Origin of the sequence: Azospirillum aestuarii, from assembly GCF_016632405.1 — a bacterium.
Lineage (GTDB): Bacteria > Pseudomonadota > Alphaproteobacteria > Azospirillales > Azospirillaceae > Azospirillum > Azospirillum aestuarii.
The window spans coordinates 104,299-118,710 of record NZ_JAEPIV010000013.1 but is presented as its reverse complement, the minus strand read 5'-3'; the positions used below and the strand labels follow the sequence as shown (position 1 = coordinate 118,710).

Here is a 14,412-nt window from a genome sequence, read left to right as displayed (position 1 = left end):
GTTGTGCCGAGAGGCGGTCCGCGACACGGGCCGTAGTCCGACGCCCCCGCAGCCCGGCTGTTGGCGTCGGGCAAAGCCGTGCAACTGAAAAGAAGTGCGACACATGCTCAAACAGATTTCGGTCGATACCGTGAAGCAGGCCGCTGACCTCGCCTACGAGGCCGTGGCCGACCGCCAGCGTTTCCTCGCGGGAATGCGCAACATCGACCTTGGGGAACAGACCAGCGAACGCGGTTCGCGGAACCCGACCGATCTCGACGCCCTCAGCATCCTGTCCTCCGACGCCAGCGGCGCGTTGAGCCAGTTGAACCGGATGCTGGAGGACCTGACGCCCGAACAACGCATGGAACTGCGCGCCGTCATGTTCGTGGGGCGCGGCGATTTCGCCGGGAACCAGTGGGACCGCGCGCTGGACGAGGCCGGGCGGGCGCCCGACGCCACCCACTACACCGACATCGCGGAGCGCATCGACCTGCACCGCGACCTGATGAAGGGGCTGTACGAGTTGGACCTCCTGAAGAAGAAGGACGGGCAATGACCAGCGGCCGGGACGGCGGGCGGCACCCGGAGGGCTCCGCCGGGACGCTCGAACGCTGGGCCGCCATCCTCGGCGGCACGGCGCTGGGCTTCGCCGGGGCACGGCGGGGAAGCTGGGCACTGTCTGCGCTTGGCGGCGGGCTGTTCCTCGCCGGGGCGGCGGGGGTTCCGCTGTCCAGTCCGCTGCGGCAGGCCGCGCTGCCGGCGCTGCGCCGGGAGCCGACGACCACCCAGGCGAACGTCACCATCGCGGTCCCGGCCGACAAGCTGTTCCGCCACTGGCGCAACGTCCGCCATCTGGCGGCGCTGTTCCCCCACCTCGACGCCGTGGAAATCCTGTCCGACACGGAAAGCCGCTGGAAGGCCCATGGCCCCGGCGGCGTTCCGGTGGTCTGGAACAGCCGGCTCGACAAGGTCCGGGAGAACGAACTGATCACCTGGCACACGCTGGAGGGGGCGGACCTGCCGCACCGCGGCACCGTCCTGTTCCGTCAGGCACCGGGCGGGCGCGGGACGGAGGTCAGCCTGACGCTGGCCTACCACCCGCCGGGCGGCGCCGGCGGCGACGCCGTGTCCCGCCTGTTCGGCGTCGCTCCGGAGCAGCAGGCGCGCGAGGCGCTGCGCCGCCTGAAGCGGATCATGGAGGTCGGGGAGCTTCCCACCATCGACGGCCAGCCGAGCGGGCGGGCCGAGCGGGGCGGGTCGCGGTCGCGAATGCAGGAGGTGACGGGATGAGGGCGCTCTGCTGGAACGGCGTGAACGACCTGCGGGTGGAGCGGGTGCCGGACCCGACGATCCTCGGCCCGCAGGACGCGATCATCAAGGTCGGCCTGTCCTCGGTCTGCGGGTCGGACCTCCATCTGATCGGCGGCCATGTCCCCACCATGCGGGCCGGCGACATCATCGGCCATGAGTTCCTGGGCGAGGTGGTCGAGAAGGGGCCGGAGGTGACGCGGCTGAACCGCGGCGACCGGGTGATCACCGTGTCGATCATCGGCTGCGGCAAATGCTGGCACTGCCGGCACGAGGAATTCTCGCTCTGCGACAACTCCAACCCGCAACCGGCCTTCGAGGAGGCGGCCTACGGACACTGCACCGCCGGCATCTTCGGCTACAGCCACGCCTTCGGCGGCTACGCCGGAAGCCACGCCGAATACATCCGTGTCCCGTTCGCCGACACCAATTGCTTCCGCGTGCCGGAGGGGGTGACGGACGAGCAGGCGGTCTTCGTTTCCGACGCCGTGCCGACCGGCTACATGGCCGCCGACATGGGCAGCATCAAGCCGGGCGACGTGGTGGCCGTCTGGGGCTGCGGCGGCGTCGGCCAGATGGCGATGAAGAGCGCCTTCCTGATGGGGGCGGAGCGGGTGATCGGCATCGACCGCGTTCCCGACCGGCTGCGCGCCGCCCAGATGAAGGCGGGGGCGGAGACGCTGGATTACAGCCGCGTGGACATCTACGACGCCCTGCTGGCGATGACCGGCGGGCGCGGGCCGGACGTCTGCATCGACGCGGTGGGCATGGAGGCGGACAGCGGCGCCCCGTCCACCAAGGGTCTGGCCATTGAAGACCTTTATGACCGCGGCAAGCAGGCCCTGCGGCTCGAGAGCGACCGGCCCGCCGTTCTGCGCCAGATGATCCAGTGCTGCCGCAAGGGCGGCACCCTGTCCATCGTCGGCGTCTATGGCGGTCTCATCGACAAGTTCCCGATGGGGGCGGCGATGAACAAGGCGCTGACCTTCCGCATGGGCCAGCAGCACGGCCAGCGCTACGTCAAGCGCCTGTTCGAGCACATCGAGAAGGGCGACCTCGATCCCGCCTACCTGTTGACCCACAAATGGGCGTTGGACGACGCGCCCCAGGGCTACCGCATGTTCAAGGAGAAGGCCGACGACTGCATGCGGGTCGTCTTCGCGCCGTGACGGCGGGCCGGAATGAGGGGTGGAAGGCCATGAAGATCGTCTATGCCTACCCGGCGGAGAAGGGGCGCGGCGTCGAGGCGGAGATCGTCGGGGGCTTGCGCGACCGCTGCGGCCACGTCGTCCAGACCGGACGCGAGGAGCGCGACGCGGAGCGCGGCGGCGCCGTCGATGTGATCGTCACACTGGAATTGGACGATTCCCAGCGGAACACCGCCCTCAACAGCCTGCGCGCCCATCCCGCGGTGATCGACGCCGCGGCGGAGAGCTTTGGGGAGCGGGTGTGAGCCTCGTGCAACGTCACGTGGCGCTCCCATTTGATGACGTCGGCAATGTCCGCCATCACCCTGTCGCTCTTGGGACGAAGGAGGCCGGCGCCTGTTGGGGGCGGTGGTCGAAACAGTGCGGTGAGAACGTCCCGTGTCGAGTCCTCCCGATGCAGCGCACGCCGGCGGTTCGGCCTTCACCGTCCGCCGCTGTCCCATAGGCGTCGAACCCGCGCCCGGTGATCGCGCACTGGCACGGGTCTGGGCGCCGGCCTGCCGCAGCATCCGGCTGCTGGTCGGGCCGGAGGAGCGCGCGGTGACGCTGGACGCGGAAGGCAACGGCTATTTCTCCGCGACGGTGGAGGGGGTGCCGGTGGGCAGCCTCTACCGGTTCCGGTTGGACGACGGCCCGGCCTTCCCTGACCCGGCCTCCCGCTTCCAGCCCGAAGGGCCGGAGGGGCCGTCGCAGGTCGTGGATGCGTCCGCCTTCGCCTGGACCGATGCCGGCTGGACGGGCTGCGGCCTGCGCGGGCAGGTGGTCTACGAGATGCATATCGGCACCTTCACGCCGGAAGGCACCTGGGCGGCGGCGGAGCGCGAACTGCCGCGTCTGGCGGAGCTGGGGGTGACGGTCCTGGAACTGATGCCGGTGGCGGAGTTTCCGGGGCGCTTCGGCTGGGGCTACGACGGCGTGGATTTGTTCGCCCCGACCCGGCTCTACGGCGGGCCGGACGACATGCGGCGCTTCGTGGACCGCGCCCACGCGCTGGGCCTCGCGGTGATCCTGGATGTGGTCTACAATCATTTCGGCCCCAGCGGGAATTTCCTGTCCCGCTTCGCCCCGGACTACTTCACCACCCGCTACAGGAACGAGTGGGGGGACGCGCTCAATTTCGACGGCCCGAACTGCGGCCCGGTGCGGGAGTTCTTCCGGGCGAACGCCGCCTTCTGGATTGACGAATACCATCTCGACGGGCTGCGGCTGGACGCCACCCAGCAGATCTTCGACCGCTCCGCTCCGCACATCATCCAGGAGATCGGGCAGGCCGTCCGCCAGACGGCGCGCGGGCGCGGCACGCTGCTGATCGGGGAGAACGAATCCCAGGAGGCCGCCATGGCGACTCCGGTTGAACGGGGCGGCTGCGGGCTGGACGCCCTGTGGAACGACGATTTCCATCATACGGCCCTGGTCGCGCTGACCGGGCGGAACGAGGCCTATTACACCGACTACCGCGGCACGCCGCAGGAGTTGCTGTCGGCCGTCAAGCACGGCTTTCTCTACCAGGGGCAATGGTACCGCTGGCAGGGCAAGCGGCGGGGAACGCCGGCCCATGGGCTGCCGAAACCGGCCTTCGTCACCTTCCTCCAGAACCACGATCAGATCGCCAATTCCGGTCGCGGCCTGCGGGTCCACGCCCTGACGACGCCGGGGCGCTTCCGGGCGCTGACCGCGCTGACCCTGCTGGGTCCCGGCACGCCGATGCTGTTCCAGGGGCAGGAGTTCGCGGCCAGCGCGCCCTTCCACTATTTCGCCGACCACGAACCGGATCTCGCCGCCAAGGTGGAGGAGGGGCGGGCGGAGTTCCTCTCCCAGTTCCGCAGCCTCGCCGACCCGGCCATGCGCGCCCACCTGAAACGCCCGCAGGACGAGGACACCTTCCGCCGCTCCAAGCTCGACCACGCGGAACGGGAGACTCACGCGGACGTCTGGGCGCTGCACCGCGACCTTCTGCGCCTGCGCCGGGAGGACCCGGTGTTCCGCGCGCAGGGGGACGGCGGGCTGGACGGCGCCGTGCTGGGGGAGGAGGCGTTCGTCCTGCGCTTCTTCGGAGCGGGGGACGGCGGGGACGACCGGCTGCTGCTGGTCAATCTCGGCCGCGACCTGCGGCTGGACATCCTGCCGGAACCGCTGCTGGCGCCGCCGGTTGGCAGGGATTGGACGCCCCTTTGGTCCAGCGAGGACGCCCGCTACGGCGGCTGCGGCATCGCTCCGCTGGAGTCGCCGGACGGCGCTTGGCGGCTTCCCGGCCATGCGGCGGTCGTCCTGACCATCAAGGACGCTGTTCCGGACGAAGAACCGGGCGAAGGCAACGGCGAAAGCGCTCAGGAGACCCATGGCTGATTACGTCCGCAAGATCACGCGCGACCTCCTGCGATCGACGCCGGACGCCGCGCTTTCCAGCGAATGGCTGGTCGCCAACGGGCTGGGCGGCTACGCCTCCTCCTCCCTGTCGGGGGCGGTGACGCGGCGGTACCACGGGCTGCTCGTGGCGGCGCTGCCGACCCCGCTGGGCCGCGTGGTGATGCTGAGCCAGCTCAACGACGTGCTGATCCAGCCGGACGGCACCGAACGGCGGCTGACCAGCCACAACCCGCAGGCGGACCAGTGGCCCGACCCGAACTACCCGTCGGACGCCGCCCCCTCCGGTCTTGCCGAATTCCGCATGGAGTCCGGGCTGCCGGTCTGGCGCTACGAATTCGGCGACGTGGTGATCGAGAAGCAGATCGTGCTGCCGCACCTGCAGAACATCGTCCACGTCACCTACCGGGTGGTCAAGGCACCGCAGCCGATCTTCCTGCGCCTGCGCCCGGTGATGGCCTTCCGCAAGCTGGAATCGGCGGTGGACGAACCGCTGGCCCGCGACTACCGCGTCACCGCCCGCGGGCACGAATACGAGATCTGGGCCGGGCCGGAACTGCCGGTGCTGCGCATGACCATCGAGGGGGCGGAGCTTCCCCTGACCCTGGACGGCGGGGCGCGGCGCGACATCGTCTATCCGGTGGAGGCGGAGCGCGGCTACGAATCACGCGGCTCGCTGTGGACGCCCGGCTATTTCAGCGGCCCGCTTAGCCAGGGCCAGACGCTGAGCTTCGTCGCTGCCACCGAACCCTGGCAACGGCTGTGGGCGCTGCCGCCCGCCGACGTCCTGCGTTTCGAGAAGGAGCGGCGCCGCCGCATCGTCGGGACGGCCCATCCGTCGCTGCGCGAGGGGGCGATGGCGGAGCTGGTGCTGTCGGCGGACAGCTTCCTGTTCGTGCCGGCGGGCCGCGTCGCCGACCAGATGCGCGCCCGCGCCGAGGGCGACGAGGTGCGCACGGTGATCGCCGGCTACCACTGGTTCACCGACTGGGGCCGCGACACCATGATCAGCCTGGAAGGGCTGACCCTGACCACCGGGCGCCACCTGGAGGCCGGCTGGATTCTGCGCACCTTCGCCCATTACATCCGCGACGGGCTGATCCCCAACATGTTCCCCGACGGCAAGGACGAGGGGCTGTACCACACCGCCGACGCCACGCTGTGGTTCTTCCACGCGCTGAACCGCTATGTCCGCGCGACCGGCGACCGCCACACGCTGCAACTGTTGCTGCCCCGGCTGGTCGAGGTGATCGACCATCACCGGCGCGGCACCCGCTTCGGCATCGCGGTGGACCTCGGCGACGGGTTGCTGCGCCAGGGACGGGAGGGCTACCAGCTCACCTGGATGGATGCGAAGGTCGAGGACTGGGTGGTCACGCCGCGCCGGGGCAAGGCGGTGGAGATCAACGCGCTCTGGTACAACGCGCTGTGCCTGACCGCCGGATGGCTGACGGAGGAGGGGGACATCCAGGCCGCCCGCCCTTTGGAGGAGCTGGCGGAACGGGCCCGAGCCTCCTTCAACGCGCGCTTCTGGTGTGCCCACGCCGGGCACCTCTACGACGTGGTGGACGGGGAGCGGGGCGACGACGACGCCTGCCGGCCCAACCAGATCTTCGCCGTCTCGCTCGACAACCCGGTGCTCGACCGCGCCCGCTGGGAGCCGGTGGTGGAGACGGTGCGGCAACGGCTGTTGACCCCGGTCGGTCTGCGGTCGCTGGCGCCGGGGCACCGCGACTACAAACCAAAATACTTTGGCGACCTGCGCGCCCGCGACGCCGCCTATCACCAGGGCACGGTGTGGGGGTGGCTGATCGGCCCCTACGTCGATGCGTGGCTGAAGCTGCATCCGGAGGACAAGGCCGGGGCGCGGGAGCTGCTCCAGGGCTTCCTGCCGCATCTGGACCAGACGGGGATCGGCACCATCTCCGAGATCTTCGACGCCGAGCCGCCCTTCAGCCCGCGCGGTTGCATCTCGCAGGCCTGGAGCGTGGCGGAGGTCCTGCGCTGCTGGGCAGCGACCGCCGAGGATCAATGATCCTAGCGTTCTTGTCGTTCCGCCTATGAAAAGCGTCATAAGAAGTTAAGGCCAGATGTTGGAAAGCGTGCTTGGTTACTGAAAAGAAAGCCGCGACTCGGGAAAGGTGCGAATCGATGACGGCGCTATAACATCCGTGAAACCCACATTCTGTTGAAGGTTTCTGCCGCCCGTGCCTATCATCGGTGGCGGGTCGGAAAGAAAATTCACGAACACACAGCCGTGTGACTGGCCCGCGCAGGATGATGACGGGAGGGGTCATGCTGGCACTGCTGTCGAAGCCCACACGCCCGGTGGTCGATTGGGACCGCTTGAGCCGGCGGATCATGGACCAGAGCGCGCAGGCCTGTTGGGTGGTCGATCGCGAACTGGTCACCGTCGGCGTGAATCCGGCGCTCTGCGCGTTGCTCGGCTACCGGGCGGGGGAACTGGTCGGAACCCATCTTCTGGCCTATGTGGCCGAGGACAGCCGGAGCGTCCTGGAGCGGCAGGCGGCCATCCGTGATCTGACCCCGCACCGCAGCTACGACGTCACCCTGATCCGCTCCGACGGGACACGGCTCCGCGCGATCTTCAACGATTCCCGGCTGGACGGCGATGCCGACCCGGACGGCAGACCGGCGCCGGGCTTCTGCATCTTCGTCACCGACATCACCCGCCGCAGCGAGGAGGAGATGCAACGCGCCTTGCGGGTGGACCAGCTGGCGGACGCGGTCGCGCGCATGAACCGCTTCCTGGGGCAGATCTGCCAGGAGTTGAAGGACCCGCTGAGCGCCATTCTGGGCGCCACCCAGATGATCTCCTCCGACGTGGCGTCGCCCGATCCGGCGGGCGCCAGCCCCGCGCCGGGGACCGCGCATCTGGGGGCCTACGCGGCGCTGTGCAGCGACGCCGGGCGGCAGATGATGCGGACCATCGAGAATTTGTCGCTGTGGTCCCGTCTGCAGCTGAATCAGGTGCCGATGGACCTGCGGGTCTATGAGCTGGGCGGCCTGCTCCAGGACGTGCTGGAGGAGTTGGAGCCGCGCGCCCGTTCCCGCGACATCCTCATCGTCAACCGCATCGTCGCCACTCCGGTGCTGGGCGACCTGTCCGCGCTGAACACCGTGCTGAAGCATCTGATCGAGAACGCGGTGCGCTTCTCGCCCTCGGGAAGCATCGTCATGCTGTCCGCCGCCCTGGCGGACGGGCGGGTGACCGTTCGGGTCCAGGACAACGGGTTGGGAATTCCGGAGGAGCGTCAGCCCCATCTGTTCCGCATCGACCCGCACCACGCCGCGCCCGGTGCCGACGGCGAGGTGGGGAGCGGCCTCGGCCTGCTGATCTGCAAGGCGCTGGTCGAGCGCATGGGCGGCGGCATCCGGGTCCTCAGCAAGCCGGGCGGTGGAACCGCGGTCACGGTGGCCCTGACATCGGGAGGAAACGGCTGATTGTAACACTGGCGAACGGATGGCTGGGCGAACCGTTTCCGCCGGTGGGGGGAGGGGCGGCGGGAACGGGGTGCCTCATGCGGGGGATTCGGACAATCAGTTGTCAACAGGGCACAGACCCGCGCGAAATCGCCGCGCCGGGAGTCCGGCATCAGAATCCAATTGACAGGCGTGAGCGCTGCAACACTCCCTGAAATCTGGAAAGGCAATGCATTTCAATGGTTTGTGTGACATGCCCAAAATTTGGGCAAATCGCGCTATGGCCTTGTCGCGCTTGACTCGAATCGGGAAAAGCCGGGCCTTGTCAACACAGTTATCCACAGACTCTGTGGAGAGCCTACGCGGGAGGTGAGGGAGCCTGTCCCCGGCCCATAACCTTTGGCGGGAGGGCCGTCCAATCAGAATAAGTACTTCAGATTTTAGGCTCCGCGCATTTTTGCCGCTATAGTGGTCGTGCCTCATCCCGCCGTATTGCTCCAAATCAACCGGCGCCGGGTGAGTGATGACGGGAGGGGTGCCCATGCTGGATGTCTATGGGACGTCTTGCCCGGCGGCGCGTCCGCGATGGTCGTGGCGCGCGGAGACCGGTGAGCCACGGTGCCGGCGCGTGCAAGGATTTGCCGGTCCGGCGTTGGCGGCGGCGATGCTGTCCGCGTTGATCCTCCATCTGCTGCTGACCTTCGCCACCCATCTGGGCGGAGCCGACATGGCGGGGGTGCTGACGGTGGCGGTTGGCATGGCGGCGGTGCTGGTGGTTCTGCTTCCCTTCGCCCTGCTGTGCATCCGGAGGGCGCAGGATGCGCTGGCCGCCGGATCGGAACGGCGCGGTAGAACGGCTTCGCCACAGGGTTGAAGCGCCGCCGGCCGGGGAAATCACGGTTGCCCCATTTGCAAGTCCGCGCATAAAGTGATGACGCCGTGGCGATGGACGGCGCTGTTCGGCGGGGGCTGTGCATGGGGTTGTTCGATTTTCTGAAGGTGACCGTCAAGGACGAGAAGAGGGCGGCGCCGCGCCGGCCCAACGCGTCCGCCGGCCCGTCGAACGTGATCGAGTTCGACGGCAAGAGCTTTCCCTTGGCCGGGGTCAGCCACAAAGGCTTCGTGGCGACCGGCTTCGACGGGTCCCTGATTCCCAGCCAGACCGCGCGCATCACCGTGCGGGTCGACGACGCCTGCGGCAAGTTCAGCTTCGCCGCCACCGTGACCATCGAGGAGGTCAAGGGTGGATCGGTGTCCGGCGCCTGGAACATGCTGCCGCCGGAGGTCGAGGCGACCATCCGCAAATATCTGCAGATCCGCAAGCAGAAGACCGGAAAGTAAGGACCCGACCCGGCTTCGGCGGCCCGCGCCGCTCAGTTGGCGGCGCGGAGAGGCGTGTCGACGGTCTTTGCCCCAGCCTTCACCAGAGTGGGGACCATCGCCGTGGCCGGCGTGGCGATCTGGTGCATCCGCTCGATCCACTCCGACAGGGTGACGAACTCGCAGCCCTTCGCGCGCATCGCGGCGATCACGCGGGGCAGGGCGTTGAGGGTGGACGGATAGGTGGAGTGCAGCAGAAGCACGCTGCCGGTCCCCGCCTCGGTCTTCACATGCTGCACGATGCGGTCGGGGTCGCGGACCTGCCAGTCGCGGGTGTCCACGGTCCACAGGACCGGGCTCATGCTCTCCTCGCGGGCGATGGCCAGCAGATCCGGCGTGTAGCGTCCATAGGGTGGGCGGAACAGCACCGGGTTGGCGCCGAACCCACGCAGGATGCGGTTGGCCTCGGCGATCTCGTGCCGCTGCGCCTCGGGGTCCATGGCGCGCAGGTCGGCGTGGGTCAGGCTGTGGTTGCCGATCTCGTGCCCGGCGGCGATGAAGTCGCGGATCACCTCGCCCTGGTTCTCGGCGACGCTGGCGACCGGAAAATAGGTTGCGGGAATCTTCTCGCGGTTCAGCACGTCCAGGATCTGGCGGGTGACCACCCGGTGCGGCCCGTCGTCGAAGGTGAGGGCGCAGAGGTTCCAGCCCTCCTCCTTCAGCGTCGCCGGCATGACGTCCAGCGCCGTATCGGGGATCACCGCGCCCAGCCGGCCCTTGCGGCGCCCTGTTTTCTCGATGGCGGCCATGGTCCGGGCGGCTTCCGGCGGGTAGGTGATGGCGACGTCCGGCTTGGCCTCGTTGCCGGGGCGCGGCGGGGCGAGTTGCGCGCTGTCGGAGTGCGGCTTGATCTCCGGCGCCTGGGCCGGTGCCTGGGGCGCTGATTGGGCCGGCGAGGGCGGGGGCGGCGCATCGAGGACGAGGCAGCCGAACCCGGCGCCGAGCATGCGGCGGCACAGCGACGCCACGTCGAGCCCCGTCGGTGCGGTGGCCCGCAGGGCGACGCCCTCGCCCTGGCGCCGCGCGTCGAGCGGAACGACCGCCGGGCTGAGCCCATCCGCCAGATCGGGCGAGCGGCGGCGCAGGCTGTCCCATGCCCACCAGGCATCCCCCTCCTTCTGGAAAAGGCCGAGTTGCAGCAGCGACGGTCCATCGGCGGCGCGGGCGGCGGTGTCGGGGAGAGCCGCCAGCGCTCCCACGGCCAGCGGCAGCGCAAGCAGGGAGGAGCGGAAGCGGCGCATGCCCGTGAAGAGGCAGGACGTGAGGGAGCGTCCGTGGTCAGGCCGGTTCACACGTGTCTCCTCCGGATCGTCGCCCGCGTCGAATACCACCCCTTCGGGATTAATTCAAACGGCGCGGCTCCCGTCGGTGTCGCCGCTCCGGCCATCCCTTGGCCTATCCCTTGGCGAGGAACCTTCGGTGTTCCGGCGCGGTTGACGGGAAGCGCGCCCGGTCTGACGCCTCATCCCGCGGGAGGGCATGGCGGGCGCGGAACGAGAACCGAATGGAGGCAGCCCGGATGGCGGATGATTTGGAAAGCCGGATCAGAGCGCGCGCTCACCAGATCTGGGAGCGCGAAGGCCGTCCGGAGGATCGCGCCGCGGATCATTGGACGTTGGCCCGCGAGGAAATCGCCATCGAGGACAATTACCGGGACACCTTGCGCCCGAACCCGGCCCGTGGCCCCGACGACACCGCCGAGCGGACCGAGCCGGTCGAACCCGTGCTGAGCATGGAAAACCAGGGCGAGATGCCGGGCATCGCCGATCAGGGCGAGGAGTTCCGCATTCCCGGTCGATCCCGCGACTCCTGACCGCGGCCCGCGCCACGCCGCTTTGCTCATGCCGTGCTTGAAGAGGACCCCCATGGACACGAACCTGGAAATCGCCTTCCACAACATGGACTCCCAGCCGGAGTTGGAAGCCTACATCCGCGAACGGGCGGAGAAGACGGAAAAGCTGTTCGACCGTCTGGTCGGCATGCGGGTCGCCGTGGAAGCCCAGCACCGCCAGCACAAGACCGGCAACGTCTTCGACGTCCACATCGAGCTGATGGTGCCGGGCCAGGACATCGTGGTCAGCCGCAAGCCGAACAAGGCGAAGGAGCGCTACGCCAACCCCGACGCCCGCACGTCGATCCGCGACGCCTTCGAAGCCGCGGAGCGGCAGCTGAAGGAATACAAGGAGAAGATGCGCCGCGACGTGAAGGTCCATGATCCGGAGCAACCCGGCCGTGTGTCGCAGCTCAACCCGAACGAGGACCACGGCTTCATCACGACCAACACCGGGACGCAGCTCTATTTCCACCGGAACAGCTGTCTGAACGTCGATATGGACCAGCTCAAGGCCGGCGACCCGGTGAAGTATGTGGAAGCCACGGGCGACACCGGCCCGACCGCCTCCAAGGTCTGGCGCGCCTCCGGGTCCGACACCGAGTTGCGGGCCACCTGATAACGAAGCCCCCGCCGATCGGCGGGGGCTTTTTCTTTGAGCGGTTTCTCTTGGGTTCAGGCCCTCTGGGCCGGGGGCATCGGGTCGGCCGAGGTTGGGCCGGTCGGGTCCGGCGCGGCCGTGGGGACGGGGTCCTCGTTCAGGTCGTAGATGTCGGGATGCAGGCGGACGGCGTCGCGGTCGTCTACCGTCGCGGTCCAGTAGACGAAGCGGACCGGCACCGGCTGGGTCAACCTGACCCACTGCGGCTCCTGCCGGTCCAGCATGCGGTTGAGCCGCGCCGTGGAAACATGCTCGGTCGCCAGCAGCGCCTCGGCCATGCCGCGCGCGTCCTCCAGTCGGACGCAACCGGAACTGACGGTGCGGATCTCGCGGTCGAACAGCCGCGGCTCGTTGGTGCCGTGCAGGTAAATGTTGTAGGGGTTGGTCATGTTGAAACGGTAGCGGCCCAGCGCGTTGTGGTCGCCGGGCTGCTGGACGATCCGCACGCGGCGCGGCGAGACGTTGCGCCAGTCCACGATCGCCGGCTCCACCGGGGTACCATCCAGATAGACCACCGCGTTCGCGATGCCCGGCGTGCCCTTGGCCCGCAGCAGGGGAAGCTTGTCCTCCCTAAGGACGGTGGGGGGCACGGTCCAGGTCGGGTTGACGATCACGTGGGTGATCTGGTCCTGGAGCAGCGGAGTCTCGCGCGACGGGCGCCCGACGATGGAGCGCATGGTCAGCGCCTCCTCCCCGTCGCGGACCAGCGTGGTGGTCTGGCTGGGCAGGTTCACCAGAATCACGGTGTCCGGCGCGGTGTCGCGGAAGGCGCGCATGGACAGCGCGCTGCGCCTCATCTGGGCGGCCGCCTCCTGCGGGCTGCGGTCCAGCGCCACCCGCGTGCCGCCGCCGACCAGCCCGTCCACCTTCATGCGCTGGCTGAACTGGAAGGCTCGTACCGCGGTGTCCACCCCCTCATCGAACAATTCGCCTTGGCGCGCCCGGTCGAGGAAGCCCAGCTCGGCCAAACGTAACGTCAACCGCTCCACGCGCTCGCCGCTGCTGCCTTTCTTGAGAAGCGGCCCGGACCCGATGCGGGTGACGGGGCGCTCCGCCTCCGCCTCCAGCAGCGTGGCGGCGGCGTCCAGCCGGTCGGCCCAGCCGGTCAGCGTGTCGTGATAGGAGGCCGCCTCGGCGGTGGTCCGGGTGGCGGCCGTGCCGGCGATCACGGACAGCGCCAGCGTCAGCGCGGCCAGGACCGGCGCCGGGCGGCGTCGTTGGTCGGTAAGCGTCTGGGGTGTGTGCATGATCCGTCCTCGGCTGGCAGGTGGTCCGCTGGCAGGTGGTCCGATGCCCCGTCCTTGCTATCGAATGTAGTACGTCAACCCCCGTCCGGCGAGGCGGGGACGCGCGTCCGCAGGCTCGGGAAATCGGCGTACGGCCTCCGGCCAAGGGACGACCGTTCGGCAGGGCCGGTGCCGGTCGCGGTGCGGGGCCGATTTGTGACGGAATCGGGCCATTTTCGGGTTGATCCCGGTCAAGCCCTAGCCTATAGGAAATAGTCGTTCGCTATGACCGCAATATTTTGGTCCTAGCCGAACAATCCATAGGGGGTCGTCCGGCGCTGGAACGGTGCGGCCCGATCACCAAAATGCATAGGGAGTGATGCTTTTGGGGAATGACGACCGTGCCGCGCCGATGAATGGGCGCGAGACCGGCCGCCGTGGGTTTCTGACCTTCGCCGCCGCGACCCTGACCGCCTTGGCCGTTCCGGCCCTGGTGCCCGCCGCACCGGCCCTTGCGGCCCCCTTGGCCGGCGGCCTCCGCCGCCTGTCCCTGCACAACATCAACACCAACGAACAGTTCAGCGGCGTCTATTGGGCCGATGGCGCCTATCGTCCGGACGCGCTGAAGAAGCTGGACGTGCTGCTGCGCGATCATCGCGCCAAGCAGGTCGGCCGCTACGACCCGCGCCTGTTCGACGTGCTGGCCCGCCTGCACCAGACGCTGGACAGCGACGAGCCCTTCCGGGTCATTTGCGGCTACCGGTCGCGCCGCACCAACGCCATGGCCCGCCGCCGCTCGCGCGGGGTCGCGAAGGAAAGCTACCACACCCGTGGCATGGCCATCGACGTGATGCTGCCGGATGTCGAGCTGAAGGCCATCGCCACCGCGGCCCGCGGCATGGAGGCCGGCGGCGTCGGCTACTATCCGCGCAGCGGCTTCGTGCACATCGACACCGGGCCGGTCCGCACCTGGTGACGTTCGCCCTGTCGTGGGCCGAGGTCCGCGTC

General features: G+C 68.9%; 14 protein-coding genes. 12 read left to right on the top strand and 2 right to left on the bottom strand.

Annotated elements, in window-relative coordinates; genetic code table 11:
- The first annotated feature begins 103 nt into the window (after nt 1–103).
- The 9 genes from JJL56_RS20870 to JJL56_RS20830 all read left to right on the top strand — a co-directional run bounded on the left by JJL56_RS20870 (nt 104) and on the right by JJL56_RS20830 (nt 9,647).
- Nucleotides 104–538 carry a DUF3775 domain-containing protein gene (locus tag JJL56_RS20870; RefSeq protein ID WP_038526583.1) on the top strand — a complete coding sequence of 145 codons (435 nt, stop codon included), beginning with the start codon at nt 104–106 and terminating at the stop codon, nt 536–538.
- Complete coding sequence (locus JJL56_RS20865) at nt 535–1,272, top strand: SRPBCC family protein (RefSeq protein WP_200486137.1); 738 nt, start codon at nt 535–537, stop codon at nt 1,270–1,272. The genes JJL56_RS20870 and JJL56_RS20865 overlap by 4 nt, the downstream gene beginning before the upstream one ends.
- Nucleotides 1,269–2,459: a zinc-dependent alcohol dehydrogenase gene (locus JJL56_RS20860; RefSeq protein WP_200486136.1), complete on the top strand. Its 1,191-nt coding sequence runs from the start codon at nt 1,269–1,271 to the stop codon at nt 2,457–2,459. The genes JJL56_RS20865 and JJL56_RS20860 overlap by 4 nt, the downstream gene beginning before the upstream one ends.
- A gap of 29 nt (nt 2,460–2,488) precedes the next feature.
- Nucleotides 2,489–2,743, top strand: a complete 255-nt coding sequence (locus JJL56_RS20855) for a (2,3-dihydroxybenzoyl)adenylate synthase (protein ID WP_145626794.1) — start codon at nt 2,489–2,491, stop codon at nt 2,741–2,743.
- A gap of 133 nt (nt 2,744–2,876) precedes the next feature.
- A complete protein-coding gene (treZ, locus tag JJL56_RS20850; protein ID WP_200486135.1) occupies nt 2,877–4,844 on the top strand; it encodes a malto-oligosyltrehalose trehalohydrolase in 1,968 nt (655 codons plus the stop codon).
- On the top strand, nt 4,837–6,897 hold the full coding sequence (locus tag JJL56_RS20845) for an amylo-alpha-1,6-glucosidase (protein WP_145626795.1): 2,061 nt from the start codon (nt 4,837–4,839) through the stop codon (nt 6,895–6,897). The genes treZ and JJL56_RS20845 overlap by 8 nt, the downstream gene beginning before the upstream one ends.
- A 260-nt stretch (nt 6,898–7,157) precedes the next feature.
- Complete coding sequence (locus JJL56_RS20840; protein WP_200486134.1) at nt 7,158–8,327, top strand: PAS domain-containing sensor histidine kinase; 1,170 nt, start codon at nt 7,158–7,160, stop codon at nt 8,325–8,327.
- 607 nt (nt 8,328–8,934) lie between these two features.
- Nucleotides 8,935–9,180 (top strand): hypothetical protein, encoded by a 246-nt coding sequence (locus JJL56_RS20835; protein ID WP_145626799.1) that lies wholly within the window; start codon nt 8,935–8,937, stop codon nt 9,178–9,180.
- 71 nt (nt 9,181–9,251) lie between these two features.
- Nucleotides 9,252–9,647 (top strand): hypothetical protein, encoded by a 396-nt coding sequence (locus tag JJL56_RS20830; RefSeq protein WP_247891172.1) that lies wholly within the window; start codon nt 9,252–9,254, stop codon nt 9,645–9,647.
- Between the two features lie 32 nt (nt 9,648–9,679).
- Here JJL56_RS20830 and JJL56_RS20825 read toward each other — a convergent pair whose 3' ends face one another.
- On the bottom strand, nt 9,680–10,978 hold the full coding sequence (locus tag JJL56_RS20825) for a polysaccharide deacetylase family protein (protein ID WP_345772616.1): 1,299 nt from the start codon (nt 10,976–10,978) through the stop codon (nt 9,680–9,682).
- A 227-nt stretch (nt 10,979–11,205) separates the two neighbouring features.
- Here JJL56_RS20825 and JJL56_RS20820 point away from each other — a divergent pair, with 227 nt between their 5' ends.
- Together JJL56_RS20820 and JJL56_RS20815 are read left to right on the top strand one after the other, a co-directional pair.
- The gene (locus tag JJL56_RS20820) at nt 11,206–11,499 is read left to right on the top strand and encodes a DUF2934 domain-containing protein (RefSeq protein WP_145626801.1); all 294 of its coding nucleotides are present in this window, start codon (nt 11,206–11,208) and stop codon (nt 11,497–11,499) included.
- A gap of 52 nt (nt 11,500–11,551) precedes the next feature.
- On the top strand, nt 11,552–12,136 hold the full coding sequence (locus JJL56_RS20815; protein WP_186452973.1) for an HPF/RaiA family ribosome-associated protein: 585 nt from the start codon (nt 11,552–11,554) through the stop codon (nt 12,134–12,136).
- 56 nt (nt 12,137–12,192) lie between these two features.
- On the opposite strand, the gene JJL56_RS20810 is transcribed toward JJL56_RS20815, so the two are convergent.
- Nucleotides 12,193–13,425: a L,D-transpeptidase family protein gene (locus tag JJL56_RS20810; RefSeq protein ID WP_200486133.1), complete on the bottom strand. Its 1,233-nt coding sequence runs from the start codon at nt 13,423–13,425 to the stop codon at nt 12,193–12,195.
- A gap of 358 nt (nt 13,426–13,783) precedes the next feature.
- Between JJL56_RS20810 and mepK the strand changes: the two genes are divergently transcribed.
- The gene (gene mepK, locus JJL56_RS20805; protein WP_200486132.1) at nt 13,784–14,380 is read left to right on the top strand and encodes a peptidoglycan L,D-endopeptidase MepK; all 597 of its coding nucleotides are present in this window, start codon (nt 13,784–13,786) and stop codon (nt 14,378–14,380) included.
- Nucleotides 14,381–14,412 lie beyond the last annotated feature (32 nt).

What these genes read in the sequence shown, in the direction of transcription:
- JJL56_RS20870 (WP_038526583.1), top strand. Translation starts at nt 104, where the DNA reads ATGCTCAAACAGATTTCGGTCGATACCGTGAAGCAGGCCGCTGACCTC.
- JJL56_RS20865 (WP_200486137.1), top strand. Translation starts at nt 535, where the DNA reads ATGACCAGCGGCCGGGACGGCGGGCGGCACCCGGAGGGCTCCGCCGGG.
- JJL56_RS20860 (WP_200486136.1), top strand. Translation starts at nt 1,269, where the DNA reads ATGAGGGCGCTCTGCTGGAACGGCGTGAACGACCTGCGGGTGGAGCGG.
- JJL56_RS20855 (WP_145626794.1), top strand. Translation starts at nt 2,489, where the DNA reads ATGAAGATCGTCTATGCCTACCCGGCGGAGAAGGGGCGCGGCGTCGAG.
- JJL56_RS20845 (WP_145626795.1), top strand. Translation starts at nt 4,837, where the DNA reads ATGGCTGATTACGTCCGCAAGATCACGCGCGACCTCCTGCGATCGACG.
- JJL56_RS20840 (WP_200486134.1), top strand. Translation starts at nt 7,158, where the DNA reads ATGCTGGCACTGCTGTCGAAGCCCACACGCCCGGTGGTCGATTGGGAC.
- JJL56_RS20830 (WP_247891172.1), top strand. Translation starts at nt 9,252, where the DNA reads ATGGACGGCGCTGTTCGGCGGGGGCTGTGCATGGGGTTGTTCGATTTT.
- JJL56_RS20820 (WP_145626801.1), top strand. Translation starts at nt 11,206, where the DNA reads ATGGCGGATGATTTGGAAAGCCGGATCAGAGCGCGCGCTCACCAGATC.
- JJL56_RS20815 (WP_186452973.1), top strand. Translation starts at nt 11,552, where the DNA reads ATGGACACGAACCTGGAAATCGCCTTCCACAACATGGACTCCCAGCCG.
- JJL56_RS20810 (WP_200486133.1), bottom strand. Translation starts at nt 13,425, where the DNA reads ATGCACACACCCCAGACGCTTACCGACCAACGACGCCGCCCGGCGCCG.
- mepK (WP_200486132.1), top strand. Translation starts at nt 13,784, where the DNA reads ATGCTTTTGGGGAATGACGACCGTGCCGCGCCGATGAATGGGCGCGAG.